This is a genomic window from Pelagibius sp. CAU 1746 (assembly GCF_039839785.1).
Classification (GTDB): Bacteria; Pseudomonadota; Alphaproteobacteria; order Kiloniellales; family Kiloniellaceae; genus Pelagibius.
In genome coordinates this window covers 3,018,590-3,044,030 of record NZ_JBDOQT010000001.1, presented here as the reverse complement: position 1 = coordinate 3,044,030, position 25,441 = coordinate 3,018,590, and the positions used below count along the sequence as shown (strand labels likewise).

The window sequence follows — 25,441 nt, the reverse complement described above, 5'->3', positions numbered from 1 at the left end:
CTATGAACGACGCCAAACCGACCGCCAACAGGGCCACAGTGACCCTGACGGACAACAGCACCGGGAAGAGCCTGGAACTTCCGGTTTTGGACGGCAGCGTCGGCCCGCGCGCCATCGATGTCAGCAAGCTCTATGCCGAGACGGGGATGTTCACCTACGACCCCGGCTTCACTTCCACGGCGAGCTGCGATTCCGATATCACCTACATCGACGGCGAAGTCGGCATCCTGATGCACCGCGGCTACATGATCGAGGACCTGGCCGAGCACAGCGACTTCATGGATGTCTGCTACCTGCTGCTGCATGGTGAACTTCCGAAAGCCGATGAAAAGACGGCATTCGAGAAATCAATCACTTATCACACCATGCTGCATGAGCAGATGAACAATTTCTTCCGTGGGTTCCGGCGTGATTCGCACCCCATGGCCGTCATGGTCGGCGTGGTCGGCGCGATGTCCGCCTTCTATCATGACTCCACGGACATCAACGATCCGCATCAGCGCATGGTCGCCTCGCACCGGCTGATCGCCAAGATGCCGACCATCGCCGCCATGGCCTACAAGTACTCCGTCGGCCAGCCCTTCGTATACCCGCGCAACGACCTGCACTACGCCGAGAACTTCCTGCACATGATGTTCTCTGTGCCCTGCGAGGAGTACAAAATCAGCCCGGTGCTGGCCCGCGCCATGGACCGCATCTTCATCCTGCACGCCGACCATGAGCAGAATGCCTCCACCTCGACGGTGCGCATCGCCGGCTCCAGTAACGCCAATCCCTTCGCCTGCATCGCCGCCGGTATCGCCTCCCTCTGGGGCCCGGCGCACGGCGGCGCCAACGAGGCCGTGCTGCAGATGCTGGGCGAGATCGGCCACAAGGACCGAATCCCCGAGTTCATCAAGCGCGCCAAGGACAAGGACGACCCCTTCCGCCTCATGGGTTTCGGCCACCGGGTCTACAAGAACTACGATCCGCGCGCCAAGGTGATGCAGAAGTCCTGCCATGAGGTGCTGGGTGAGCTGGGCATCAACGACCCGATGCTGGAAATGGCCATGCAGTTGGAGAAGATCGCGCTGGAGGACGACTACTTCGTCGAGAGGAAGCTGTTCCCCAACGTGGACTTCTATTCCGGCATCATCCTCAAGGCCATGGGCTTCCCGACCTCGATGTTCACCGTGCTCTTCGCCGTGGCCCGCACCGTCGGCTGGGTCGCCCAGTGGCGCGAGATGATCGAGGATCCCAAGCAGCGCATCAGCCGCCCGCGCCAGCTCTACCACGGCGCAACCGAGCGCGCCTACGTGCCGCTCGACAAACGCTGAGCGGCCGCTATACGTCGAAGAAAGGGCGCCCTGCACCGGCAGCGGCGCCCTTTTTCATTCTCGGCCGGAGAGTTACGCCTTCAGGCAGGACAGGATGCGCCGGGCGGCGGCCCGGCTGGGGCGGCCTTCGGGCGGGGTCAGGGCTTCGACCACGCCGCTGCAGCCGTCGCGTTGCGCGGCGCGGGCTGCAGGGTCGGTGAGCAGACGTTCCACCGCCGGCAGGATCTCCGCCGCCCGGCAACGGCGCTGCAGGAACTCCGGCTGCACCTCCCGCCCGGCGATCAGGTTGACCAGGCTGACGAAGGGCACGCGCAGCAGGGAGGGCGGCAGCAGCCCGACGACGCCGGCAAAGCGATAAGCCACGACCGTCGGCACGCCCGCCACGCCGAGTTCCAGCGCCACGGTCCCGGAGGCGGCCAGGGCGGCCGTCGCCTCGTCGAAGGCTTTGGCCTTGGCTTCGGCGCCACGCACCACGGCGACCTCGACGGGCCAGTCTTGCACCTGCGCCTGCACCATGTCGGCAACGGTTTCCACCGTGGGGATTACGACCCGCAGGTCAGGATGCCCGGCCGCCAGGGCGCGCACGACTTCGGCAAAAACCGGCAGCAGTTTGCTCACCTCTCCCCTGCGGCTGCCGGGCAGCACGGCCAGACAGAGTCCCCGCGCGGTATCGCGGTACCGCGAACCGGCGTGGGACTCGACCACCGGATGCCCGACGAAGTGCGTAGGCAGGCCGTGCTTCTCGAAATAGGGCGGCTCGAAAGGCAGCAATGCCAGCAGATGATCCAGATAGCGGGAGACCGATTTCGCGCGCCAGGCCTTCCAGGCCCAGACCTGCGGCGCAACGTAGTGGATCAGCGGAATGCCCTGCCCTTTCAGGCGCTCCGCGATCTCCAGCGTGAAGCTCGGCGAGTCGATGGTGACGACGGCATCGGGGCGCAGTTGCTTCACCGCGGCGACGGTCTGGCGCATGCGTTTCAGGATGGTGAAGAGATGCGGCAGGACTTCGATGAGCCCCATGACTGCCAGCTCGTGGATCGGGAAGCGGCTCTCCAGCCCCGCCGCAGTCATGGCCTCGCCGCCGATGCCGGCGAAGCGTACACGCCCGTCTGTCTCCTCACGCAGGGCCGCCATGAGGCGCGCGCCGAGCAGGTCGCCGGAGGGCTCGCCGGCGATGAGGAAGATCAGCGGACCTTCTCCTTCTCCGCCGTCGGAGTTTTCGGGCCTGCTCATCCGGCGGCGGCGCCGGCCGCCGCATCGAGCGTAATCCCGACGATGAAAAGCCCGGCGCGGTCCGCGGCTTCGACGACGGCGGGCAGGTCGACCACCAGGGTGCCGTTGGCCTCCACGGCGATGCCGCGCAGCCCTGCGGCGGCGGCGCCCTCCACCGTCTTCACGCCGATGGTCGGCAGATCGGCCCGGCGTTCCTGGCCGGGCTTGCTGAGTTTCACGAGGACGCCGCCGGGGCCGGCGCGGCGCAGTGGGCCGCAGCGCTCGAGCAGGGCATCGGTCCCCTCCAAAGCTTCGACGCCGAGGACCAGGCCGTCCTGGATGACGGTGGCCTGGCCGACGTCGGCGGCCCCCATGGCCCGGACCACCTCGATGCCGCGGCGGATATCGCGCCAGGCAGTCTCGTCGGGCTGTTCGCGGCCGAAGCACCCCTCGGCGGCCAGGAGGTCGTGGACGAACTCGTCGATCCCGCGCAGGACGAAGCCCTCGGCTTCAAGGCCCTTCACGACCGCACCGAGCAGGCCGTCGTCGCCCAGGCTGTTGAAGCCGATCTTCGCGAGGAACTTGAAGGTCTTCAGGTCGGGACGCAGTTCGGTCATGCTCGGCCGTTTGACCGCGCCGACCAGCACCAGTTCCGTAACACCGGCCTCCTTCAAGGCCTGCACCGCCTTCTCGCTTTGGCCCATGCGGATCCAGCGGTGCTCCGTGCCCACAACGGTGGCCGGATCCGTGTGGTGCTCGATGGCGACGACGAAGGCGCCGCGGCCGCTGGCCTGACAGACGTCCACCAGCCGGCGTGGGAGGGACCCGCCGCCGGCAACGATACCGAGCGGCCCGGTCATCAGTCTTCTTCCGGCTGCAGGATGGGGCGTGAGGTTTCCGCGCGCAGGAAGCCGACCAGCGCGTCGATGGTTCCTCTGCCCCCGTATTGCTCGGCCACCGCGTCGACGCGTTCGGCGAAAGTGCCTTCGGCGCCGAAGAGATGGTCATAGGCCTTCATGAGCATCTGGATTTCCTTGCCGTCGACGCCGGCGCGCTTCAGGCCCACCAGATTGAGCCCCGCCAGGATGCCGGGCCGGCCCATGACCATGCCAAAGGGGATGACGTCGCTCTTGGCGCCGGCCATGGCGCCGATGATGGCGTTGCGGCCGATGCGCACGAACTGCTGGGCGCCGGAGAGACCGCCCATGATGACATAGTCCTCCAGCACCACGTGACCGGCCAGAGTGGCGTTATTGGCCATGATTACGTTGTTGCCGATGCGGCAGTCATGGGCGACGTGGCTGCCCGGCATGAAGAGGCAGCCGTTTCCGACCTCCGTGATCATCCCGCCGCCTTCCGTGCCGGGATTCATGGTCACATGCTCGCGGATCACGTTGTCGCTGCCGATGTGCAGCTCAGAGGGCTCGCCCTTGTACTTCAGATCCTGCGGCGGCTGGCCGATGGAGGAAAAGGGATAGATGCGCGTGCGCGCACCGATCGTGGTACGCCCGTCGATGACGACGTGACTGTTGAGCTGGACGCCTTCGCCCAGGGTCACGTCGGGACCGATCACGCAGTAGGGGCCGATGGAACAGCCGTCGGCGATCTTCGCGCCGGAGTCGATGACGGCTGTCGGGTGAATTTCCGGCATCAGTATCCCACAATCATGGCGGAGTAGCTTGCATTGGCGACCAGAGTGCCCTCTACGAGGGCTTCGCCTTTGAACTTCCAGACGCTACGGCGATTTTGTATCCGCGTCACCTGAATGCGTACGGAATCGCCGGGCACCACAGGTTTGCGGAAGCGCGCCTCGTCGATGGTCATGAAGTAGACCAGCTTGCCGTGAGCCTCCTTGCCCAGAGTATACATCACCAGTGCCGCGGCGGTCTGGGCCATGGCCTCGACCAACAGGACGCCGGGCATCACCGCCTGCTCCGGGAAGTGGCCCTGGAAGAAAGGCTCGTTGATGGTGACGTTCTTGATACCCGTCGCACTCTCGCCGAGGACGATGTCTTCCACCCGGTCGATCATGAGGAATGGGTAGCGATGCGGCAGCAGCGCCATGATGTCATGGACGTTCAACGAGCCGATCTCTTCCTGCTCTGAGGTCTCTTTATTCATCCTTCTTCTTGCCTCTTGCCTTCAACTGGCGCTCCCACAGGGCCACGAGCCGGAAAAAGTCCCGAACCGGCCGCGCCGGGCTGCCCAGAACCGTCATTCCGCTGGGAATGTCCCGCATCACCCCGGATTTCGCGCCGATCTGTGCGCCGGCCCCTACCTTCAGGTGGCCGGAGATGCCTGCCTGTGCGGCGACGGCGACGAAGTCCTGCAGGACCGTGCTGCCGGCGATGCCCGACTGGGCCACAAGCACGCAACCACGACCGATGCGCACGTTGTGCCCGATCTGTACGAGATTATCAATCTTCGCCCCGGCTCCGATCACCGTGTCCGGACCGGCACCTCGGTCGATCGTCGTGTTGGCCCCGATTTCAACCCCGTCTTCGATCAGCACCCGTCCCAACTGGGGCACGTCCACAAAGCCCTCCGGGTCCATGGAAAAGCCGAAGCCGCGGGTGCCGATTCGCGCCCCGGCGTGAATCTGACAGGCCCGGCCGATGCGGCAGAAGGCCAGGGAGACATTGGGGCCGACGACGGTGCCGTCGCCGATCGCGACCGATTCGCCCACCACGCTGTTCGCCTCGACGCGGCAGCCTCGGCCGATCTCCGCACCCGCCGCGACCACGACGCCCGGGCCGATCTCCGTGCCCTCACCGATCGCGGCGCCCGGATCGACGACCGCGGAGGGATGAAGGCCCGGGCGCGGCTGCGGCGCCGGGTAGAAGGCTTGAGCCACCTTGGCATAGCCGCGGTAAGGCCGCTTGGTCAGGAGCAGGGTCATGCCTTCGGGGGCACGTTCGGCGAACTCGGGATCGACGATGCAGGCACCGGCCTTGCTCTCGGCGAACTGGCCGATGTAGCGGCGATTGTCGAGGAAACTGACGTCGTCAGGGCCTGCCGTGTCCAGCGGGGCGACATCGGACAGCCTGCGGTCGCTCGCGGTCCCCGGCGGCAGCTCGGCCTCCGCGATGGCGGCAAGTTCAGCCAGGGTGAAGGGCCCGGCATTATCGAAGAAACTGCGGTCTGCCATGGGCCACCTTTAGTTGGCTACGTCTGGAAGGGCGACGTCGGATAGGCGGGAATTGAGGCGCTTCAACGCTTCCTGAGTGAAGTCGAATTCCGGCCGGACCAGGATAACCGTGGTCTTGGCAAGGACCAGGTCGAGATTGTTCTCCCGGGCGATGTCCTGGGAGATCTGAACCAGCACCTGCTGCACCTGGCTCATGCCGCGGCTGAAGATCTGGTCCAGTTGGCGGCGCTGTTCCTGCGCCTCGCGTTGCAGGGCGACGCCTTCGTCCTCCAGCTTGCTGCGTTCCTCGGCATAGGCCGACGGCGATAGGGAGGCGCGGCGCTGGGCCAAGTCGATGTCGGCCGCGCGCAGCGCCTGCTCGCGGGACTGCATGTCGGCTTGGGTGGCCTCGCGCATGGCCTCGATTTTCTGGGAGAGCGACTGCACCGCCACCGATTCGCGCAAGACGGCCTGGATGTCGATGATTCCCACCAAGGGTGCCCGTTCGACCTGGGACCAGGCCGGAGTGAAGGGCGGCGCGGCGAAAAGCGCCGCCAACATCAAGAGCGTTGCGGCCAGACGCGGCGACCAGCGGCGGAGCCTCGACATGTCTCTTAGAACTGCGTTCCGAAGCTAAAGCTGAAGAGTTCGGTTTCGTCGAAATCTTCCTTGATCACGGCAACGCCCAGGTCGACGACGACCGGACCGAAGGGTGAATTCCAGGAAATACCCGTGCCCACGGTGACGCGCGGAGAACTGGAGTCCTGCAGGTTCACGGGAATGCTGTTGTCGTCGATATCCCAGGCAGCGCCAACATCTGTGAACAGCCGGCCGCGGATATCCAGATCGAACGGCAATGCCAAGGGGAAGGATGCCTCGACGGTGCCGGTGTAGAAATTCTTGCCGCCCAGGGAGTCGTTGGTATTGGCGTCGCGCGGGCCAACACCGCCGTACTCGAAGCCGCGCGGCGCGCCGCCGCCCTTGAAGAAGCGGTCGGAAATGCGGGTGTCTTCGCCAACGCCGTAGATCGTACCGCCCGATCCCCTGACGCTCAGAGTGTAGTCTTCGAAGACGGTATAGTAGTAACCCGCTGTCGCCGAGGCGCGGATGAAGGAAGCGTCGCCGCCGAGCCCGAAGAACTCGGTGCGCAGGCTGCTGATGATGCCCTCGCGCGGATCGAAACGCGAATCCCGTGTGTCGTAAGTCAACTCGTTGCTGATGCCTGAGCGCAGGGTTTCGCCTTCTTCCGAACGGACCAGAAGAGAGGCGGCGCTGTGAACATCCGTGATGTCCCGGTTTTCCAGCGTGTAGCGGACGACGTTGCGCAACTCGTCGGTAATGTTGAAACCGGCGCGCAGCGAACCGCCGAGGCGCTCTTCCTCGTAGCCGCTCTCGTCAGTGCGATCATCGGTCGTGCGGTAGAGATCGATGCCGGCAGCGAGGTTACGGTCCAGGAAGTAAGGTTCGGTGAAGCTGAAATCCAGTTCGGTCGCCTCACCCGCCAAGGTGAAGCCGAGGCGCAGATCCTGGCCACGGCCAAGCAGATTGCGTTCACGGATACCGATGTTGCCGATCGGGCCGTCTGAAGAGGAGAAGCCCGCGCCGAAGGTGACGTCACCGGTCGACTGTTCCTCCACCGCGACTTTGACCACCGTGCGGTCCGGAGCGCTGCCCGGTTCGTTCTCGACCGTGACCGTCTTGAAGAAACCCAGGTTCTGCACCCGCTGGCGCGAGCGGCGCAGCTTCGAGGTGTTGAAGGCGTCGCCCTCGACCAGGCGAAATTCGCGGCGGATCACCCGGTCCAGGGTTCGGGTGTTGCCTTCGATGTCGATACGCTCGACGAAGACTTTGGGGCCTTCCTGAATGTCGTAGACGATGTCGATCGTCAGGTTCTCGCGATCGCGCTGCACGCGCGGACGGATGTCGACGAAGGCATAGCCGAGATCGCCGACGGCGTCGGTCAGAACCTCGATGGTCTTTTCGACCTCGCTGGCGTCGTACCAGTCGCCCTCTTCGGTGGTGACCTCGCTGCGCAGGGTTTCCGGATCCAGGTTGCGCAGGCCGGTTTCGAGGCCGATCCGGCCAAAGCGGTAGCGCGGCCCCTCTTCCACCGTGAAGGTAACGATGAAATCCTGCTGGTCCGGCGTCAGTTCCGCCACGACCGAGGCGACGCGGAAGTCTGCATAGCCTTCATTCAAATAGAAGCGCCGCAACATTTCGCGGTCGAAGGTCAGGCGATCCGGATCGTAGGTGTCCGAGGTCGTGAAGAAATTCCAGAACGAGGCCTCCGACGTCGTCACCTCGTCGCGCAGCGTCGAATCGGAGAATTCACGGTTGCCGATGAAATTGATCGAGCGGATCGAGGTTAGCGGCCCTTCGTTGATCTCGAAGGCCAGGTCGACCCGGTTCTGCTCCAGCTGAATGACCTTGGGTTCGACGGTCGCGGCGAAGCGGCCGGAGCGGCGGTAGATTTCGAGAACGCGGTTGGTGTCGGATTGCACCTTGGTACGGGTAAAGACGACGCGCGGCCGCAGTTCGATCTCCTGCGCCAAGGTATCGTCGTCGATGCGCTGGTTGCCCTCGAAAGCGATGCGGTTGACGATCGGGTTCTCGCTGACCACGACGATCAGGGTGTTGCCTTCGCGCTCCAGGCGCACGTCGGCGAAGAGACCGGTGGAGAAGAGATTCTTCAGCGAGTCGTCCAGGCGCACAGGATCGAAGGGATCCCCCGGATTGACCCGCATGTAGGAGCGTACAGTCGCCGCCTCAATGCGCTGCGTGCCTTCCACGCGGATTGCCTCGATCCGTCCGCCGGACAGAATCGACTGCGCAAAACCCGTATCAGGAGTTACCAACCACGCTGCACTGGACAGCAGATACGCCAAGACGACGACGAGCAACCGTCCGCGACACACGTCCCTTGTCCTTCCCCCGTGGCGCTGGTGCGTTTATGTGCCCAGGCCTTTGACAAAATTCACTAAACTGTCGATCCGAAGCAGATCGTTCCAGGTCACGAAAACCATTAACGTCAATACCAGAGCCAGGCCGATCCGGAAACCGTATTCTTGTGCCCTTTCGCCCAGCGGCCGTCCCCGCACTGCCTCTATGGCGTAGAACAACAGATGTCCGCCATCCAGCATCGGCACCGGGAACAGATTGATGAGTCCCAGGTTGATGGACAGCATCGCGGCGAAGTGCACCATCGTCAGGATACCCAGTTCCGCCGCCTGACCCGACATTTGGGCGATCCGGATCGGCCCGCCCAGTTCGTCGGTTCCGCGCGTGCCGCGAACGATCTGGCCCAGGGCCGTGAAAGTCTGGTCGACGATGGAGACGGTTTCCCTGGCGGCCTGCCAAAGCGCACTCAGCGGGCCGTGCCGGGTGTACTCCGGAGCGCCGCCACGCAGGCCCAGCAGGCCTACTTCCTGCGTCTCGCCCAGGCCGTTCGGGCGCTCGACCCGGTCCGGGATGGCGAGAAGGTCGACCGCGCGGCCGCCGCGCTCCACGGTAATCCGCAGTTCTTCACCGGGCCGCAGTGCGACTATACGTTGCAGTTCCTCGAAGCGCGCAACCGTCGCGCCATCCACGGCGATCACCTTGTCGCCGGCCTGAAACCCGGCGGCCTCGGCAGCGGAGCCCTGGTTCACCTCTCCCACCACGGCGGGCGTGAAAGGCTGGCCATAGAACATGAAGAGCGCCGCCAGGACGACGATGGCGAAGAGGAAGTTGGCGATCGGTCCCGCCGCAACGATGGCGGCACGCTGGCCCAGCCGCTTGTGCGGGAAGGCAACCGACCGTTCGGCCGCGCTCATCTGCTCGCTGCCGTCGGCGGGCATGCTCGCGGCATTGGCGTCACCGAACATCTTCACGTAGCCGCCGAGTGGAATGAGACTGAATTTCCAACGCGTACCGGCCCTATCGTCCCAGCCGAAGATCTCCGGGCCGAAGCCAATGGAGAAAACCTCCACCCGCACACCGTTCCAGCGGGCAATGAGGTAGTGCCCCAGTTCGTGTACGAAAACGAGGGCAGTCAGGATGATCAGGAACGGGATGCCGAAGCCGTAGAGTCCACCAGAGAAATCCATGAGTTACAGCGCTGTCCTACTGTTAGTTGTAAGGAAAGAGCGGTAGCCCGCTTCGTTCTGGAGACCCCGAGGCTCCACCCCGGGACGACGCCGGTCCCTGGTCCCTGCGATGGCTTGCGGGAACGTCAGCTAAATACCGCAAAATGGTTATCAAAGAAAGGACTTGGGGTAGGATTTAGGCACCTGGAGCCCGTGCTTCAAGCAGCCCCTTGGCTGTCATCCGGGCCCGGCTGTCCACAGCATCGACCTCCTCCAGGCTGTTCAACTCCACGGCGGGGTGAGCCTCCAAGGCGCGCTCGACGACCTCCGGGATTTCCAGGAAACCCAGCCTTCCCGCCAGAAAAGCCGCCACGGCTTCCTCGTTGGCGGCGTTGAGTGTGACCGGCGCGGTACCTCCGGCCCGGAGCGCGGCCCGCGCCAGGCGCAGGCTGGGAAAGCGCGTCTCGTCCGGCGGCTCGAAGGTCAGCCGGCCGATGCTCGCCAGATCGAGGCGCTCCACCGGCGTCGCCATGCGCTCCGGCCAGGCCAGGGCATAGGCGATCGGCGTGCGCATATCCGGCTGGCCGAGTTGGGCCAGGACCGAGCCGTCGACGTAGGAGACCATGGAGTGGATCACCGATTCCGGATGGACCAGGATATCGATCCGCTCTTCGGGCATGTCGAAGAGGAAGTGAGCCTCGATGAGTTCCAGCCCCTTGTTCATCATCGTCGCCGAGTCGACGGAGATCTTGGCGCCCATATCCCAGTTGGGATGGGCAACGGCCTGAGCCGGCGTCACCGACGCCATGTCGGCCCGGCTGAAGGTGCGGAACGGCCCGCCCGAGGCGGTCAGGATCAGCTTGTCGACGCTCTGCGGCTGCTCCAGGTCGAGGACCTGGAAGATCGCGTTGTGCTCCGAATCCACCGGCAGCAACTGGGCGCCGCAGCGCCGCACTTCCGCGGTCATCAGGCTGCCGGCGCAGACCAGGGTTTCCTTGTTGGCCAAGCCGACGACGGTGCCTTGGCGGATAGCTGCCAGGGTCGGCGCCAGCCCGGCTGCGCCGACGATGGCCGACATGACCCAGTCGGTCGGCCGCCCCGCCGCTTCGGCCACGGCCGCGGGTCCCGCCGCCACTTCGATGCCGCTGCCGGACAGAGCCTCTTTTAGGTCCGCGTAGGCGCTGTCGTCGGCGACGACCGCCAGGCGGGCGCCGAAACGCTTAGCCTGCATGGCCAAGCGCGCCACCGAGCGGTTGGCGGTCAGGGCCTCAATGGAGAAGGCGTCGGGATTGCGCTCGACGAGGTCGAGGGTGCTGCAGCCGATCGAGCCGGTGGAGCCGAGGATCGAGAGGCGCCGCGGCTGGTCGGCGCGGCTGGGCGATGTTGACGCCAAAGACATCTCAGAAGTGAGCCCCTACTACCCAGAAGTACACGAATGCGACCGGAAAAACCGCCAGGAGCCCGTCCACGCGGTCCAGAATACCACCATGTCCCGGAATTATGTGACTGGAATCCTTCACGCCGAAATGTCGCTTGCACCAGGATTCCAGAAGGTCCCCCCCTTGCGCAACAACCGCGAGGACCATGCCGCCGACCACCAGCAGCATGGCCTCCCGTCCCAGGAAGCCGGCGGCCAGGGCGCCGACCAGGCCGGCGGCCAGAGCGCCGCCGATCAGGCCCGCCCAGGTCTTGTTGGGGCTGATCTTCGGCGCCAGTCTCGGCCCGCCGATGCCGCGCCCGGCGAAGTAGGCGCCGATGTCCGTCGCCCAGACCACGGCGAGCAGCCAGATGACCACTTCGAGTCCCTGTTCCGGCACGCTGCGCAGCCAGAGGAAAGCCATGCAGGCGAGGCCTATGTAGAGGGTGCCGAAGAACACGAAGAGCAGGGTTCCCCGGCCCTTGAAGCGATAGAGGGCGGCCGAACCGGCGGCAAGAGAGCCGCCGAGAAGGAAAAGAAAGACCGGCAGAGAATGGAACAGCGCGAACCCCGCAGTGGCGAAGACCACGACCGCGATGACCAGCAGGCCCGGCCAGCCGAGCTGCCCGGCGTTGCACATCCGCGCCCACTCCCAGCCCATGAGGCCGGCGGCGATCACCACCATCGCCGCGAACCAATAGCCGCCGAACCAGATGGCCAGCAAGACCAGCGGCGCCAGGACGAGCGCAGAGATGATCCGCGTGATCAGCAAGGAGATATCCTAAAGGGATTCCGCAGCCGCGCCGTAACGCCGCTCGCGCCGCCGGAATTCGGCCACGGCGGCTTCCAGGTCACTCTTGTCGAAGTCAGGCCATAGCTTGTCGACGAAGAACAGCTCGCTGTAGGCCGACTGCCAGAGCAGGAAGTTGCTGAGCCGCTGCTCCCCGGAGGTGCGGATCACCAGGTCGGGATCGGGAATGCCCGCCGTCAGCAGGCCGGCGGCAAAGGTGTCCTCGTCGATATCCGCGGGCTCCAGTTCGCCAGCGGCGACGGCTTCGGCCAGCCGCCGGGCCGTCGCGGCAATTTCCTGGCGTCCGCCGTAGCTGATGGCGATGACTAGGTCGAGGGCCTGGTTCTCCGCCGTGCGTTGCTCGGCATCGGCGATAAGGCGCACGATGTCCCGAGGCAGGCGTTCACGCTCGCCGATGACGCGCAGGCGGATGCCGTTCTTGTGGAACTCCGCGATCTCGCTCTGCAGGTAGCGCCGCAGCAGGCCCATGAGATCTTCGACTTCGCTCATCGGCCGGCGCCAGTTCTCCGAAGAGAAGCCGAAGAGCGTCACAAAGGGAATCCTCATCTCCAGGGCTCCGGCGACGCAGCGGCGCACCGCCTCCGCGCCCTGACGGTGCCCCAGCGTACGCGGCAGGCCGCGCGCGTTAGCCCAACGCCCGTTGCCGTCCATGATGATCGCAACATGGCGCGGCGAGCCTGGATTCGGAGTGAGGCGTGCGTCGTCCATAAACTTGATCACTGGGCTTTCGTCGTTCGGCACTGAAGGGGGCGCCGCGCGACCCTAAACTTGAAGAATTTCCTCTTCCTTTTGGGCCAAAGCCGCATCGATACCCTTGATGTGTCCGTCGGTAAGGCTCTGGATCTCCTCGGACCAGAGATGATGCTCGTCCTTGGAGATCTCGTGGTCCTTTTCCATCTTCTTGAGCATCTCCATCCCGTCGCGCCGCACGTTGCGCACCGCCACGCGGGCCTGCTCGGCGTACTTGCCGGCGATCTTGGTCAGCTCGACGCGCCGTTCCTCGGAGAGCGCGGGGATCGGCACGCGGATCAACTGGCCGTCGCTCGCCGGATTGAGGCCCAGGCCCGACTCGCGGATCGCCTTTTCCACCGCGCCGACCATCCCGCGGTCCCAGACCTGTACGGTGACCATGCGCGGCTCCGGCACGCTGATGGAGCCGACCTGGTTCATCGGCATGGAGGCGCCGTAGGCGTCGACGTGAATGGGCTCCAGCAGGCCCGCGGAGGCGCGGCCTGTCCGCAGGCCCGCGAATTCCTTGTGCAGGGCGTCGATGGCGCCGTCCATGCGGCGCTTGATATCGCTTAGATCAGGATCTGCCACGGGTCATTCCTCGTTTCTCACCAGTGTAAAACAGCCCTTGCCGGACAGGACCTCGGCGAAAGCCCCCGGCCTGTATATTGAGAACACAAGGATAGGGATAGCGTTTTCGCGGGCAAGAGAGATGGCGGCATGGTCCATGACGCCCAGGTCCTCGGTCAGCACCCGCATGTAGCTCAAGGTATCGTAGCGGGACGCCTCCGGGTTCTTGGCGGGGTCGGAATCGTAGACACCGTCCACCTTGGTCCCCTTCAACAGCACGTCGCAGCCCATCTCGGAGGCCCTCAGCGCCGCCGCCGTATCGGTGGTGAAGAAAGGATTGCCGGTGCCGGCGGCGAAGATCACCACCCGCCCCTTCTCCATATGGCGCTCGGCGCGGCGGCGGATATAGGGCTCGGCCACGGTGGCCATGGGGATCGCCGACAGTACCCGGGTGTCCACCCCGGCGTTCTCCAAGGCGTTCTGCAGGGCCAGCGCGTTAATCACCGTGGCCAACATACCCATGTAGTCGGCGGACGCCCGCTCCATGCCTTGGGCGGCGCCGGAGACGCCGCGGAAGATGTTGCCGCCGCCCACCACCAGGCAGACCTCTACGCCGAGCTGGCGGACCTTGGCCACATCGGTGGCGATCTGGGCGACCATGTCGGGGTCCAGCCCGTATTCGCGCCCGCCCATCAAGGCTTCGCCCGAGATCTTCAGAAGAACGCGTTTGTACTTGGGGGGGCTATCGAGCCGGGTCTGCGATTTTGACATGAGCCCCTTTGAAGTCTGGCAGGGAGAGGACAGAGTGCGACTGCGGGCGCCGGAGAAAACCGCCGGTTAAGGCGCCGGCCGGCGAAAGCGCGCACATGGTAATGCGGCCGGCCGATTCACGCCAGCGGAGCGATGACGCCGCCGCGAGCCACCGCCAATTGCCAGGGCAATATGGCGATTTCGCGGCGACGCCGAGGCCTTTTCGGCTCAGCCGCCCAGGGTGGCGGCAACCTCCGCGGCGAAGTCCTGCTCCTCGCGCTCCACGCCCTCGCCGAGCTGGAAGCGCACGAAGCCGGCGATGGAGACCGGCGCGCCGATGTCCTTGGCCGCGTTTTCCAGGACCTTGCTGACCTTGTTCTCGCCGTCGATGACGAAGACCTGCTCCAGAAGGCAGACCTCCTCGTAGAACTTGCGCAGGCGGCCTTCCACCATCTTGGCGATGATGTCCTCGGGCTTGCCGCTGGCGCGGGCCTGCTCGCTCAGGACGTCGCGCTCGCGGTCCAGGGCCGAGGCGTCGACGCCGTCGCGGTCCACGGCCTGCGGCTGGGCGGCGGCCACGTGCATGGCCAGCTGCTTGCCGAGAGCTTCCAGCTTATCCTTGTCGCCGCTGGACGCGAGGCCGACCAGAACGCCGATCTTGCCCAGGCCCGGCGCGGTCTGGTTGTGAATGTAGGAGCAGACGATACCCTCGTCGACGGTGATGCCGGCGGTGCGGCGCAGCGCCATGTTCTCGCCGATCTTGGCGATCATGGCGGTCAGCTCGTCGGCGACGCTGTGGCCGGCGCCCGGATAGGCCGCGGCCTGGATCTTGTCCAGATCGCCGCCCTGAGCCAGGGCGACCTGCGCCACGTTGCGCACGAAATCCTGGAAGGAATCGTTGCGGGCCACGAAGTCGGTCTCGGAATTGACCTCGACCACGGCGCCGGAGGTGCCCTCGGCGGCGATGCCGACCAGCCCTTCGGCGGCCACCCGGCCAGCCTTCTTGGCCGCGGCGGCCAGGCCCTTCTTGCGCAGCCAGTCGACCGCGGCCTCCAGATCGCCGCCGGTCTCGGTCAGCGCCTTTTTGCAATCCATCATCCCCGCGCCGGAGGACTCGCGCAGTTCTTTGACCAGCGCCGCTGTGATTTCAGCCATGACGGAACCCTTTTTCTTTTTAAGTCGCGAACGCCCGGGAGCAACCGTCCGGGCAGGTTCTATAGGAATTTCTACGCCGCGCGGGGAAGCCGGCCCGGACGACCCACCTGGGCCGGCCGGCTTCCGCTGCGTCTGGCGCCGGCTCACGCCTGCGGAGTGGTTTCCCCGGCGGGCGCGTCCGTCTCGGCGGCGGCAGGCGCCTCGGCCGGCGCCTCCGGAGCAGCCTCAGCGGCCGTTTCCGGCGCGGCCTCGGCGGCACTCTCGGCCGCCGGCTCTTCCGGCAGCTTCTCCACCGGGCCCTCGACGGCCTCGCCGGCGTCGCCGCCGCTGGCGGTCATCTCGGCCTGGATGCCGTCCAGCACCGCGTCGGCGATCAGGTCGCAGTACAGGCTGATGGCGCGCAGGGCGTCGTCGTTGCCCGGCACCGGGAAGGTCACGCCGTCCGGATTGGAGTTTGAATCGAGCACGCCGATCACCGGGATGTTGAGGTTACGCGCCTCGTCGACGGCGATGTGCTCCTTGTTGGTGTCGATGACGAAGAGCACGTCCGGCAGGCCGCCCATTTCCTTGATGCCGCCCAGCGCGCGCTCCAGCTTGTCGCGCTCGCGGGTAAGCACCAGCAGCTCCTTCTTGGTCAGACCGCTCTGCTCCGAGGCCAACTGCTCCTCGACAGTGCGCAGGCGCCTGATGGAGTTGGAGATGGTCTTCCAGTTGGTGAGCATGCCGCCCAGCCAGCGGTGGTTGACGTAGTACTGGCCGCAGCGCTTGGCGGCCTCGGCGACCTTCTCGCTGGCCTGGCGCTTGGTGCCGACGAAGAGTACACGGCCGCCGCCGGCGACGATGTTGCGCACGGTGACCAGGGCCTGGTTCAGCAGCGGCAGGCTCTGCTCCAGGTCGATGATGTGAACGCCGTTGCGGGCCCCGAAGATGTAGGGGGCCATGCGGGGATTCCAGCGGCGGGTGGTATGTCCAAAGTGAACGCCAGCTTCGAGGAGCTGACGCATCGAGGGGCTCGGAAGCGCCATAAGATCTTCTCCGGTTGGTCCACCGCGGGCCTGTCATCTGGCCCCTGGATTGCCGCAAAATGGCGGAAATCCTGGGGTTTCAGACACCGGAGCGACTGTCGGGATTTCTCCCCGAAGGCCGCAATGCCCGCGTGTGAGATTGAAAGTGCGCGGGTGATACCCCCTGGGCCCTCAAGAATCAAGGGAAAAAGGCCGGAATCCCGCCCCCCGGCAGCGGGCTGCGGCCGGTGCCGCGGCGGCCCTGGGCAGGGCTAGATCCTGTAGCCCTCGGCCTTCAACCGGTCGATGATCCGCCGGCGGACCTCCTCCCCGACGGCCATGCCCCACTGATGGCTGGCGCCCATGGCTTCCTGGGTCACCAGCGGCAGTTTCTGTACCACGCTGCGCCCTTCCGGGGTGCGGTAGAAGGCCAGCAGCGCGGCGACCTCCTCCTCCGTCAGATAGGCATCGTAGATGGGGATGGTCTGCTCCAGGAAGGCGTCGATGGATTCCCGGAAGGCTGCCTCGGCCTCCTTGAGCGCCAGATCCCAGACTTCCTCGGGAACTTCGGGCAGGACCTCGCTCAGCACGGCCTTCTGGTGCTGCAGAACGTCCGGCAGCACCTCCCGAAGCAGGGCTTCGGTCTGGCTGGTCTCCAGCAGCTCGCGGATCATGTCCAGCTTCCTGGACTGTGCCTCCGCCGCGCCGCCCATGGTCAGCCCGGCCAGGAGAAACAGACAGACCGCGGAAATTCTCGCAAGAGCCGCCATTGGCCCCTCCTATGTTCACTTCAGGGGCGCAGTCTAGGGGCTGTGGAACGAAGGCTTGGTTAACAATGCGCTAGTTAATGGGCCTTGAGGAGCCCCTGGAAGAGAGCCCGGAGGGCTAGCGGTCCTGCATGACCACGCCGGGCACGGCCTTGATAGCCTGGCGGATTTCCGGCGAGAGGCGGTAGGTCTGGCCCAGGTCGAATTCGACCTCCTGGTCCTCCAGGGAAATGACGAGGCGGACCTTGCCCCGGCCCCTGCCCTCGCGGTCGAGCAGCGCCTTGAGGCTCTCCAGGGGGGCCGGGGAGCTGAGGTGGATGTCCAGGCCCTTGGAGGCCCGCGCGGCGGCGTTGTCGAGGGGCTCCAGGGACTGGGCCGTCAGGCGGGGCTCGTCGCCCTCGCGCGGTTCGGCGGAGACCCGCAGCAGCAGGGTCTGCCCGCTTTCCAGCAACTCCCGGTACTGGCCCAGGGTTTCCGAGAACAGCGTCACCTCATAGACCCCGGTGGCGTCGGAGAACTGCACGAAGGCCATGCGGTTGCCCTTACGGCTGTTGATCTCCCGCTTGCTGTTGAAGATCCCCGCCAGGGTGTAGAGGCCCGAGGCGCCGCTCTCCTTGAGCTGCACGTAGGTCGTGGCCTGCATCTTCTCCAGGGTGGCGCCGTAGGTGTCCAGCGGATGGGCCGAGAGATAGAAGCCGATGGCGCCGAACTCGTAGCTCAGGCGCTCCATCTCCGGCCAGTCCTCGCGCGGGCTCAGTGGCAGGGGCGCTGGCTCCGTATCGCCGGCGGCGCCGAAGAGGCTCACCTGATCGCTGTCGCGCTCGTTGGCGGCGGCGCTGGCGTGGCGCACGATGGTTTCGGCGGCCTGATAGACCTGGGCGCGGTTGGGGTTGAGGCCGTCGAAGGCCCCGGCGCAGGCCAGGTTCTCGATCTGGCGCTTGTTGATCAGCTTGGCGTCCAGACGGTGGGCGAAATCGGCCAGGCTCTTGTAGGGACCGTTCTCGTGCCGCTCGGCGGAGACCGCAGCCATGGCGTTGGCGCCGACATTCTTCAGCGCCGCCAGCGCATAGCGGATCGCCGGGGGGCCGTCGTCCTGCGGTTCGACGTCGAAGTCCGGCTCCGAGCGGTTGATGTCCGGCGGCAGCAACGGGATGTCGAGGCGCTGAAGCTCCTGGCGGAAGACGTTCAGCTTGTCGGTGTTGCCCATGTCGTAGGTCATGGACGCGGCAAAGAACTCCACCGGGTGGTTGGCCTTCAGATAGGCGGTCTGATAGGCGACCAGGGCGTAGCCGGCGGAGTGGGCCTTGTTGAAGCCATAGCCGGCGAACTTATCGACCAGGTCGAAGACGTAGTTTGCGCGTTCCTTGGTGACGCCCTTCTCCATGGCGCCTTTCACGAAGACGTCGCGCTGGGCGTCCATCTCCGCCTTGATCTTCTTGCCCATGGCGCGGCGCAGCAGGTCGGCCTGGCCCAGGCTGTAGCCGGCGAAGACCTGGGCGATCTGCATCACCTGTTCCTGGTAGATGATGACGCCGTAGGTGTCCTTCACCACCGGCTCGATGGTCTCGTGCAGGACTTCCGGCTGCTCGTGCCCGAACTTGCAGGCCACGTACTTGGGGATGTTCTCCATCGGGCCCGGGCGGTAGAGGGCCACAAGCGCGATGATGTCCTCGAAGGTATTGACCTTGGCTTCGCGCAACAGGCTGCGCATGCCCGAAGATTCAAACTGGAACACGCCGACGGTGTCGCCGCGGCTCATCATGTCGAAGGTCTTCTGGTCGTCCAGCGGAATCAACGAGAGGTCGACCTCGATGCCGCGGCGGGTCAGCAGTTCGCAGGCCCGCTGCAGCACGGTCAAGGTCTTCAGGCCCAGGAAGTCGAACTTCACCAGACCGGCCTGCTCGACGAACTTCATGTTGAACTGCGTCACCGGCATGTCGGAGCGCGGGTCGCGGTAGAGCGGCACCAATTGGTCCAGCGGCCGGTCGCCGATGACCACGCCAGCGGCATGGGTCGAGGCATGGCGGTACAGCCCCTCGATGCGCAGGGCGATGGTGATCAGCTTGTCGACCGTTTCGTCTTCGCGGCGCATCTCGCGCAGCGTTGGTTCGCCGTCCAGGGCCTGTTGCAGGGTGACCGGGTTGGCCGGGTTGTTGGGCACCAGCTTGCAGATGCGGTCGACCTGGGGATAGGGCATTTGCAGCACGCGCCCGACGTCGCGCAGCGCGGCGCGGGCCTGCAGCTTACCGAAGGTGATGATCTGCGCGACGTGGTCGTAGCCGTACTTGTTCTGGACGTAGCGGATCACCTCGTCGCGGCGGTCCTGGCAGAAGTCGATGTCGAAGTCCGGCATCGACACGCGCTCGGGGTTGAGGAAGCGTTCGAACAGCAGGGCGAAGCGCAGCGGGTCCAGATCGGTGATGGTCAGCGCCCAGGCGACCACGGAGCCGGCGCCGGAGCCGCGCCCGGGGCCGACGGGGATGTTCTGCGCCTTGGCCCACTTGATAAAATCGGCAACGATCAGGAAGTAGCCGGAAAAGCCCATCTCCTGGATGACTCCCAGCTCGAACTCCAGGCGTTCGCGGTAAGGCTTCGCGGCAGCCTCCCGCGCGGCCTCGTCCATGTCCGCGGTGAAGACCTGCTTCTTCAGCCGCGCTTCCAGGCCGGCCTCGGACTGGGCGATCAGTTCTTCTTTCTCGCTACGCCCGCCTTCCGTCGCGAAGGGCGGCAGGATCGGATTGACGAATTCGGGGAAGTAGGCGCAGCGCTCGGCCACCACCAAGGTGTTGTCGATGGCCTCCGGCAGATCGGCGAAGAGTTCGCGCATCGCCGCCGCGCTCTTGAAGGCGTGGTCCGGGGTCAGGCGGCGGCGGTCGCCCTGCGCGATGTAGGCGCTCTCGGCGATGCAGAGCAGCGCGTCATGGGCCTCGTAGTCGTCCGCCGTCGGAAAGAAGCACTCGTTGGTGGCCACCAGCGGCAGGTCGTGGGCATAGGCCAACGCCAGCAGGCCCGGCTCGATGGTCTCCTCCACCGGCAGGCCGTGACGCTGTAATTCCACATAGAGCCGCCCGGGGAAGATCGCCACGAGGCGCTTCAGGGCCGCTTCAGCGGCGTCCTTCTGTTCGGCGGCGAGCAGCCGTCCGACGGCGCCCCCTGCCCCGCCGGTCAGCGCCAGCAGACCCTCGGCGTGCTCCTCCAGCACCTCCAGGCTCACCTGGGCGGCTTCGCTGGGCTCGCTTTCCAGGAAAGCCCGCGAGACCAGCCGCATGAGGTTCTCGTAGCCCTTCTGGTTCTGCACCAGCAGGACGATCTGGTCGGGGGCGGGCGCGGTGCCGTTGCGCGGCTCGGCAGGCTCGCGAGTGATATGGAGCTGGCAGCCGATGACGGGCTGGATGCCGGCCTTCTGGGCGGTCTGGGCGAACTCCAGGGCGCCGAAGAGATTGCCGCTGTCGGTCACCGCGACCGCCGGCATCTGCTGGTCCTGGCACAGCTTCACCAGGCCCTTGACCGGGATCGCCCCCTCCGAGAGCGAATAGGCGGAATGCACCCGCAAATGGACGAAATCAGCGCGCGGCATGGATGTAGTTTGCCCTCAAGCCCCGAGTCGCGCCATGGGGACAAATGTCGTTTTCTGAGGGTAACTCACCCCTCGACGATATGCCCGTGCTCCAGGCGCAGGACCCGGTCCATACGCTGGGCCAGCTCCATGTTGTGGGTGGCAATGACCGCGGCCAGACCGCCGTCACGCACCAAGCCCATGAGCTGGGCGAAGACCCCGTCGGCGGTGTCCGGGTCCAGGTTGCCTGTCGGCTCGTCGGCCAGCAGGATCGAGGGATCGTTGGCGAGGCCCCGGGCGATGGCCGCGCGTTGCTGCTCGCCGCCGGAAAGGCGCGCCGGGCGGTGAGTCAGGCGCTCGGCCAGCCCCACGGAGGTCAACAACCGCGCCGCCTTCTCCTTGGCCTTGGCCTTGGGTATCCCGGCAATCATCTGCGGCAGCACCACGTTCTCCAGGGCCGAGAACTCCGGCAGCAGGTGGTGGTACTGGTAGACGAAGCCGATGGCCCGGCGGCGCAGCGCCGTGCGCTGGGCGTCGGAGAGATCCAGGCAAGCCGCTCCGTCGATCAGCACCTCACCCTCGTCGGGCCGCTCCAGCAGGCCGGCGATCTGCAAGAGGGTCGACTTGCCGGCGCCCGAAGGACCAACCAGGGCGACGATCTCGCCGCCACTGACCTTGAAGGAAGCGCCTTGCAGGACCTCCAGCTTTTCGCGGCCCTGCTTGAAGGTCCGGCGGACTCCGGCAAGCTCCAGGCCCTGGCCGTTCCGGCTGCCGACCTTGCTGAGATCACTCATAGCGGAGAGCCTCGACCGGATCGAGCCGCGCCGCCCGCCAGGCCGGATAGAGCGGCGCCAGGAAGGATAGCGCCAGAGCCAGGCCGACGATCAGGACCACCTCGCCGACATCGACCACCGCCGGAAGCCGGGAAAGGAAATAGATCTCCGCCGGGAAAAGCCCGATGCCTGTCAGGTTCTGCAAGAACTCCCGGATAGTCTGGATGTTGTCGGCAAAGAGAAAGCCCAGGACGAAGCCAAAGGCCGTGCCCACCACGCCAATGCTGGCGCCGCTGAGGAAGAAGATGCGCATGACCATGCCGCGGGTCGCGCCCATGGTGCGCAGGATGGCGATGTCCCGGCCCTTATCCTTGACCAGCATGGTCTGGCCCGAGAGTACGTTGAAGGCGGCCACCACGATGATCAGCGAGAGGATGAGGAACATCACGTTGCGCTCGGTCTGGATGGCGCCGAAGAAGGCGGCGTTGGAGCGCTGCCAGTCCACCGTCCGATAGTTCGGTCCGAGGGCGGCTTGCATTGCGTTTAGGGTCGCCCGCGTGTGATCTGGATCGTCGACGAAAACCTCGATCGCATTGACCGCCTTGGGCAGACGATAGAAGAGCTGCGCTGCCTCGAGCGGCATGTAGATAAAGCCGTTGTCGTATTCGTACATGCCCACGTCGAAAAGCGCGGCGATGCGGTAGCTCTTCAGCCGCGGCACGGTACCGATGACCGTGGTGTTGCCCGACGGCGAGACCAGGGTGATCCTGTCGCCGACCCAGACGCCCAGGGACTGCGCCAAGCGCTGGCCGATGAGGATGCCGTCGTCCTTGCCGTAGTCGTCCAGGCTGCCGGCGGCGATGTTGTCGGCCAGGATCGGCCGCGCCGCCACGTCTTCCGGGCTCATGCCGCGCACCAGGGCGCCGGTGGCGGAACCTTCGACAGTGACCATGACCTGGCCCTGCACCTGCGGGGTCACGGAGACGACCCCGTCGACCGCCATGAGGCGCCTGTCGAGATCCTCGAAATCCTGGATCGCCGGCCCGTTGGAAAAGACGGTCAGATGGCCGTTGACCCCGAGGATCCGGGACAGCAGTTCCTGGCGGAAGCCATTCATCACCGCCATGACGATGATCAGCACCGCCACGCCCAGCATGATGCCCAGAAAGGAGAAGACGGCGATGACCGAGACGAAGCCTTCCTCGCGGCGGGCGCGCAAGTAGCGCCCAGCCACCATGCGCTCGAAGGCATTGAACACCATGCCTTAGCCGACCAGCTTGGCGATGGCGGCCTCGGGCGAGAGTTCCTCGCGCTCGCCGTTGCCGCCGCGCCGCTTCAGTTCGACGACGCCGTTCTTCAGGCCGCGCGGCCCGACGACGAGCTGCCAGGGCAGGCCGATGAGATCCATGTTGGCGAACTTGGCGCCGGCCGCCGCGTCGCGGTCGTCGTAGAGCACCTCGATCCCGGCTTCGGAGAGCTGACCGTAGAGTTTGTCACAGGCGGCGGTGCAGTCCGCATCGGCGGCGCGCAAGTTGACGAGGCCAACCTTGAAGGGTGCCACGGACTCCGGCCAGATGATGCCGTTGTCGTCGTGGCAGGCCTCGATGATGCCGCCGACCAGCCGCGACACGCCGACGCCGTAGGAGCCCATCTGCACCGGCACGCTGTCGTCGTTGGGCGTGGTGACGTAGGCGTTCAGCGGCTCGGAATACTTGGTGCCGAAGAAGAAGATATGGCCGACCTCGATCCCACGGCCGACGTAGCGGCGCTCGGCGGGCACTTCCTTCTCGAAATGAGCCTGGTCGTGCTTCTCGTCGGTGCGGGCGTAAAGGTTGGTGTAGTAGTCGACGATCTTCTCGACAGCGGCGCTGTCGCTGTAATCGACGGCGGTACCCAGGACGTCCTGGTCGAGAAACTCGCGGTCGCAGAAGACCTCGGACTCGCCGGTCTCCGCCAGCACGATGAACTCGTGGCTGAGGTCGCCGCCGATCGGCCCGGTGTCGGCCTCCATCGGAATCGCCTTCAGGCCCATGCGCGCGAAGGTGCGCAGGTAGGCGACGAACTGCTTCTGGTAGGCGCGCCGGCCCGCCTCGTAGTCGATGTCGAAGGAATAGGCGTCCTTCATCAGGAACTCACGCCCGCGCATGACGCCGAAGCGCGGACGCACCTCGTCGCGGAACTTCCACTGGATGTGGTAGAGACCCTGGGGCAGGTCGCGGTAGCTCTTGGCACCGTTGCGGAAGATCTCCGTGATCAATTCCTCGTTGGTCGGCCCGTAGAGCATCTCGCGCTCGTGACGGTCGACGATGCGCAACATCTCCTTGCCGTAGTCATTGTAGCGCCCCGACTGCTTCCAGAGATCGGCCGACTGGATCGTCGGCATCAGCAGTTCCTGCCAGCCGGCGGCGTCCTGCTCCTCGCGCACGATCTGTTCGATCTTGCGCAGGACCCGATAGCCGAGCGGCAGCCAGGAGTAGATCCCGGCGCTGGCCTGGCGGACCATTCCGGCGCGCAGCATGAGCCGGTGGGAGACGATCTCCGCCTCCTTCGGGGTTTCCTTCAGGGTCGGCATGAAATACTGCGAAAGGCGCATACCTGGCTCGTATCCTATTGTCTCATCCCGGGACCGGGCCGGCCCCAGGCGAGAAAATGACCGGGAAACCGCCGCTTCGCAAGGCCTGCCGGGCGCCGATATCTCAGGGGAAGCTGTGAAGGCTGTATAGGGCAGCCCCGGGGCCTTGTCCACGCCGCCTTAGACGGGGCACAGCGCCCGGCGCCCCGAAGGGTCACTGCCCCTCGGCGCGGTCTCGCAGGATGCGCTGGCAGCGGGCGGCCAGTTCGGCTTCTTCCTCGCTCTGCAAGGGCTGGCCGTTGAAGATGGCCCGCCCGCTGGCGACGTCCACGACGACCTCGCCGATGAAGATGTCGCCCTTGTAGTTGATACCGTTTGCGGGGAGGCCGTAGCGCTCGAAGAGGCTTACCTCGATGGGGATCACCACCGCCTCCGGCAAGACCAGCCCCCCATCTCCGTTCGGGCCCCCCTCCAGGTCGGCAGGCGCCACCGGCTTTCCGCGCACGTCGCGGCCGGGTTGGTAGGCCACGTCCGGCGCCGGAAAATGCCGGGAGAGCCGCCCGCAGTCGGCCTTGGAGATGGTCAGGTAGCCGTCTTCCGCGGCCGCCGGAGAAACCGGACCCAGAGCCGTGAGGCCCCCCGAGATCATCGATAGTGACAGGAGAGTGCCCTGCAGGCGGCGCAGGAGCGCGGTTGGAGGTTTCATGGGACTCAGCCTATGGGCGGGCATTTAACAAAGCGATAAACAGGCCGAAGAAGCGATTCCCGGTAACGTTGAATCATGTAATTCAAAACACCCATAAATACTAGCTGCGCGCAATTGTTGCAATGCACAACGGGTCGCCAGCATAATATTGTTAGAAAAAGGGTGACGGAGGTCTCCGAATGGGATATTACACAGGCCACTAAGAACTGCGCGAAATAGCGCAGCGCGGTCCAAGTTTAGGGTGGACACGCCTTCAGGCAGGCTTTCGGGGCTGCCCAAGATCAAAAGAGCCTGAAAAGCAGGCCTCAATACTGAACAGGGAACTGGCGAAGGCAGGCTGCGGCTTGCCTATTTTTTTGCCTTCTTCGCTCCCGGCATCCAGGGCGGAGAAATCCGCGCGATCCGCCGGTAGATCGGGCAGGTCTCACGATGGGCGCCGGGCAGATATCCGGTACTCATCAGGAACTCCCCGACGATCTCACCACCGGTGAACTTGAAGGTCTTGCGGAACAGCTTCACCCAGTCGGCCTTGTCCAGGGGATGGTGGGACTCGATCCAGCCTTTGAAGGAGCCGTAGTCGGCGCGCAGTTCAACGATGCGCCGGGCATTGGCGATGGCGGCATCGACCTTCAAGCGGTTGCGGATGATTCCGGCATCATTCAGCAGACGGGTGCGATCCCGCTCACCGTAGGCCGCAACCTTGTCGACATCGAAGCCGTCGTAGGCGGCGCGGAATCCCTCCCGCTTCTTGAGCATCAGCTCCCAGGACAGCCCCGCCTGGTTGATCTCGAGAATCAGGCGCTCGAAGAGGACCGCCTCGTCGTCGACCGGAAAGCCGTATTCGCGGTCGTGATAGTGCGCATGAATGGGGTTGCCCGGCGCATAGTCGCAATAGCTGCTCATCCGGGGCCC

General features: G+C 65.5%; 23 protein-coding genes. 1 reads left to right on the top strand and 22 read right to left on the bottom strand.

Features of this window, described 5'->3' with window-relative positions:
- The first annotated feature begins 2 nt into the window (after positions 1 to 2).
- Positions 3 to 1,316: a citrate synthase gene (locus tag AAFN88_RS14515; protein ID WP_347521067.1), complete on the top strand. Its 1,314-nt coding sequence runs from the start codon at positions 3 to 5 to the stop codon at positions 1,314 to 1,316.
- 72 nt (positions 1,317 to 1,388) lie between these two features.
- Here AAFN88_RS14515 and lpxB read toward each other — a convergent pair whose 3' ends face one another.
- From lpxB to AAFN88_RS14405, 22 genes are all read right to left on the bottom strand, one after another.
- Complete coding sequence (gene lpxB, locus AAFN88_RS14510) at positions 1,389 to 2,549, bottom strand: lipid-A-disaccharide synthase (RefSeq protein WP_347521066.1); 1,161 nt, start codon at positions 2,547 to 2,549, stop codon at positions 1,389 to 1,391.
- A complete protein-coding gene (locus AAFN88_RS14505) occupies positions 2,546 to 3,388 on the bottom strand; it encodes a UDP-2,3-diacylglucosamine diphosphatase LpxI (RefSeq protein WP_347521064.1) in 843 nt (280 codons plus the stop codon). Before AAFN88_RS14505 ends, lpxB begins: the two co-directional genes overlap by 4 nt.
- Complete coding sequence (lpxA, locus tag AAFN88_RS14500; RefSeq protein WP_347521062.1) at positions 3,388 to 4,179, bottom strand: acyl-ACP--UDP-N-acetylglucosamine O-acyltransferase; 792 nt, start codon at positions 4,177 to 4,179, stop codon at positions 3,388 to 3,390. Before lpxA ends, AAFN88_RS14505 begins: the two co-directional genes overlap by 1 nt.
- On the bottom strand, positions 4,179 to 4,649 hold the full coding sequence (gene fabZ / locus AAFN88_RS14495) for a 3-hydroxyacyl-ACP dehydratase FabZ (RefSeq protein WP_347521061.1): 471 nt from the start codon (positions 4,647 to 4,649) through the stop codon (positions 4,179 to 4,181). Before fabZ ends, lpxA begins: the two co-directional genes overlap by 1 nt.
- Positions 4,642 to 5,676, bottom strand: a complete 1,035-nt coding sequence (gene lpxD, locus AAFN88_RS14490) for a UDP-3-O-(3-hydroxymyristoyl)glucosamine N-acyltransferase (protein ID WP_347521060.1) — start codon at positions 5,674 to 5,676, stop codon at positions 4,642 to 4,644. The genes fabZ and lpxD overlap by 8 nt, the downstream gene beginning before the upstream one ends.
- Before the next feature lie 9 nt (positions 5,677 to 5,685).
- Entirely contained in the window at positions 5,686 to 6,264 is a 579-nt protein-coding gene (locus tag AAFN88_RS14485) for an OmpH family outer membrane protein (RefSeq protein WP_347521059.1), read from the bottom strand.
- A 5-nt stretch (positions 6,265 to 6,269) separates the two neighbouring features.
- Positions 6,270 to 8,510: an outer membrane protein assembly factor BamA gene (gene bamA / locus AAFN88_RS14480; RefSeq protein WP_347521057.1), complete on the bottom strand. Its 2,241-nt coding sequence runs from the start codon at positions 8,508 to 8,510 to the stop codon at positions 6,270 to 6,272.
- A 93-nt stretch (positions 8,511 to 8,603) separates the two neighbouring features.
- Positions 8,604 to 9,740 carry an RIP metalloprotease RseP gene (gene rseP / locus AAFN88_RS14475; RefSeq protein ID WP_347521055.1) on the bottom strand — a complete coding sequence of 379 codons (1,137 nt, stop codon included), beginning with the start codon at positions 9,738 to 9,740 and terminating at the stop codon, positions 8,604 to 8,606.
- Positions 9,741 to 9,915: 175 nt separating this feature from the next.
- Entirely contained in the window at positions 9,916 to 11,118 is a 1,203-nt protein-coding gene (locus AAFN88_RS14470; protein WP_347521054.1) for a 1-deoxy-D-xylulose-5-phosphate reductoisomerase, read from the bottom strand.
- Between the two features lies 1 nt (position 11,119).
- On the bottom strand, positions 11,120 to 11,908 hold the full coding sequence (locus tag AAFN88_RS14465) for a phosphatidate cytidylyltransferase (protein ID WP_347521053.1): 789 nt from the start codon (positions 11,906 to 11,908) through the stop codon (positions 11,120 to 11,122).
- A 9-nt stretch (positions 11,909 to 11,917) separates the two neighbouring features.
- A complete protein-coding gene (locus tag AAFN88_RS14460; RefSeq protein WP_347521680.1) occupies positions 11,918 to 12,655 on the bottom strand; it encodes an isoprenyl transferase in 738 nt (245 codons plus the stop codon).
- A 54-nt stretch (positions 12,656 to 12,709) separates the two neighbouring features.
- Positions 12,710 to 13,267 (bottom strand): ribosome recycling factor, encoded by a 558-nt coding sequence (gene frr / locus AAFN88_RS14455; RefSeq protein WP_347521051.1) that lies wholly within the window; start codon positions 13,265 to 13,267, stop codon positions 12,710 to 12,712.
- Between the two features lie 3 nt (positions 13,268 to 13,270).
- A complete protein-coding gene (gene pyrH, locus AAFN88_RS14450; RefSeq protein WP_347521049.1) occupies positions 13,271 to 14,017 on the bottom strand; it encodes a UMP kinase in 747 nt (248 codons plus the stop codon).
- Between the two features lie 207 nt (positions 14,018 to 14,224).
- Positions 14,225 to 15,151: a translation elongation factor Ts gene (gene tsf, locus AAFN88_RS14445; protein ID WP_347521047.1), complete on the bottom strand. Its 927-nt coding sequence runs from the start codon at positions 15,149 to 15,151 to the stop codon at positions 14,225 to 14,227.
- Between the two features lie 143 nt (positions 15,152 to 15,294).
- Complete coding sequence (rpsB, locus tag AAFN88_RS14440) at positions 15,295 to 16,176, bottom strand: 30S ribosomal protein S2 (RefSeq protein WP_347521046.1); 882 nt, start codon at positions 16,174 to 16,176, stop codon at positions 15,295 to 15,297.
- Between the two features lie 251 nt (positions 16,177 to 16,427).
- A complete protein-coding gene (locus tag AAFN88_RS14435; RefSeq protein WP_347521045.1) occupies positions 16,428 to 16,925 on the bottom strand; it encodes a DUF2059 domain-containing protein in 498 nt (165 codons plus the stop codon).
- 115 nt (positions 16,926 to 17,040) lie between these two features.
- Positions 17,041 to 20,499, bottom strand: coding sequence for a DNA polymerase III subunit alpha (gene dnaE, locus AAFN88_RS14430; RefSeq protein WP_347521044.1), 3,459 nt, complete (start codon positions 20,497 to 20,499; stop codon positions 17,041 to 17,043).
- 65 nt (positions 20,500 to 20,564) lie between these two features.
- Positions 20,565 to 21,272: an ABC transporter ATP-binding protein gene (locus AAFN88_RS14425; RefSeq protein WP_347521043.1), complete on the bottom strand. Its 708-nt coding sequence runs from the start codon at positions 21,270 to 21,272 to the stop codon at positions 20,565 to 20,567.
- Positions 21,265 to 22,512: a lipoprotein-releasing ABC transporter permease subunit gene (locus AAFN88_RS14420; protein ID WP_347521042.1), complete on the bottom strand. Its 1,248-nt coding sequence runs from the start codon at positions 22,510 to 22,512 to the stop codon at positions 21,265 to 21,267. The genes AAFN88_RS14425 and AAFN88_RS14420 overlap by 8 nt, the downstream gene beginning before the upstream one ends.
- Positions 22,513 to 22,515: 3 nt before the next feature.
- Entirely contained in the window at positions 22,516 to 23,844 is a 1,329-nt protein-coding gene (gene proS / locus AAFN88_RS14415; protein WP_347521041.1) for a proline--tRNA ligase, read from the bottom strand.
- A gap of 193 nt (positions 23,845 to 24,037) precedes the next feature.
- Positions 24,038 to 24,529, bottom strand: coding sequence for a hypothetical protein (locus AAFN88_RS14410; protein WP_347521040.1), 492 nt, complete (start codon positions 24,527 to 24,529; stop codon positions 24,038 to 24,040).
- A gap of 348 nt (positions 24,530 to 24,877) precedes the next feature.
- The gene (locus tag AAFN88_RS14405) at positions 24,878 to 25,432 is read right to left on the bottom strand and encodes a DNA-3-methyladenine glycosylase I (RefSeq protein WP_347521039.1); all 555 of its coding nucleotides are present in this window, start codon (positions 25,430 to 25,432) and stop codon (positions 24,878 to 24,880) included.
- Positions 25,433 to 25,441 lie beyond the last annotated feature (9 nt).

Excerpts from the sequence above, each read along its gene's own strand:
- AAFN88_RS14515 (WP_347521067.1), top strand. The coding sequence starts at position 3 with ATGAACGACGCCAAACCGACCGCCAACAGGGCCACAGTGACCCTGACG.
- lpxB (WP_347521066.1), bottom strand. The coding sequence starts at position 2,549 with ATGAGCAGGCCCGAAAACTCCGACGGCGGAGAAGGAGAAGGTCCGCTG.
- AAFN88_RS14505 (WP_347521064.1), bottom strand. The coding sequence starts at position 3,388 with ATGACCGGGCCGCTCGGTATCGTTGCCGGCGGCGGGTCCCTCCCACGC.
- lpxA (WP_347521062.1), bottom strand. The coding sequence starts at position 4,179 with ATGCCGGAAATTCACCCGACAGCCGTCATCGACTCCGGCGCGAAGATC.
- fabZ (WP_347521061.1), bottom strand. The coding sequence starts at position 4,649 with ATGAATAAAGAGACCTCAGAGCAGGAAGAGATCGGCTCGTTGAACGTC.
- lpxD (WP_347521060.1), bottom strand. The coding sequence starts at position 5,676 with ATGGCAGACCGCAGTTTCTTCGATAATGCCGGGCCCTTCACCCTGGCT.
- AAFN88_RS14485 (WP_347521059.1), bottom strand. The coding sequence starts at position 6,264 with ATGTCGAGGCTCCGCCGCTGGTCGCCGCGTCTGGCCGCAACGCTCTTG.
- rseP (WP_347521055.1), bottom strand. The coding sequence starts at position 9,740 with ATGGATTTCTCTGGTGGACTCTACGGCTTCGGCATCCCGTTCCTGATC.
- AAFN88_RS14470 (WP_347521054.1), bottom strand. The coding sequence starts at position 11,118 with ATGTCTTTGGCGTCAACATCGCCCAGCCGCGCCGACCAGCCGCGGCGC.
- AAFN88_RS14460 (WP_347521680.1), bottom strand. The coding sequence starts at position 12,655 with ATGGACGACGCACGCCTCACTCCGAATCCAGGCTCGCCGCGCCATGTT.
- pyrH (WP_347521049.1), bottom strand. The coding sequence starts at position 14,017 with ATGTCAAAATCGCAGACCCGGCTCGATAGCCCCCCCAAGTACAAACGC.
- tsf (WP_347521047.1), bottom strand. The coding sequence starts at position 15,151 with ATGGCTGAAATCACAGCGGCGCTGGTCAAAGAACTGCGCGAGTCCTCC.
- rpsB (WP_347521046.1), bottom strand. The coding sequence starts at position 16,176 with ATGGCGCTTCCGAGCCCCTCGATGCGTCAGCTCCTCGAAGCTGGCGTT.
- AAFN88_RS14435 (WP_347521045.1), bottom strand. The coding sequence starts at position 16,925 with ATGGCGGCTCTTGCGAGAATTTCCGCGGTCTGTCTGTTTCTCCTGGCC.
- dnaE (WP_347521044.1), bottom strand. The coding sequence starts at position 20,499 with ATGCCGCGCGCTGATTTCGTCCATTTGCGGGTGCATTCCGCCTATTCG.
- AAFN88_RS14425 (WP_347521043.1), bottom strand. The coding sequence starts at position 21,272 with ATGAGTGATCTCAGCAAGGTCGGCAGCCGGAACGGCCAGGGCCTGGAG.
- AAFN88_RS14420 (WP_347521042.1), bottom strand. The coding sequence starts at position 22,512 with ATGGTGTTCAATGCCTTCGAGCGCATGGTGGCTGGGCGCTACTTGCGC.
- proS (WP_347521041.1), bottom strand. The coding sequence starts at position 23,844 with ATGCGCCTTTCGCAGTATTTCATGCCGACCCTGAAGGAAACCCCGAAG.
- AAFN88_RS14410 (WP_347521040.1), bottom strand. The coding sequence starts at position 24,529 with ATGAAACCTCCAACCGCGCTCCTGCGCCGCCTGCAGGGCACTCTCCTG.
- AAFN88_RS14405 (WP_347521039.1), bottom strand. The coding sequence starts at position 25,432 with ATGAGCAGCTATTGCGACTATGCGCCGGGCAACCCCATTCATGCGCAC.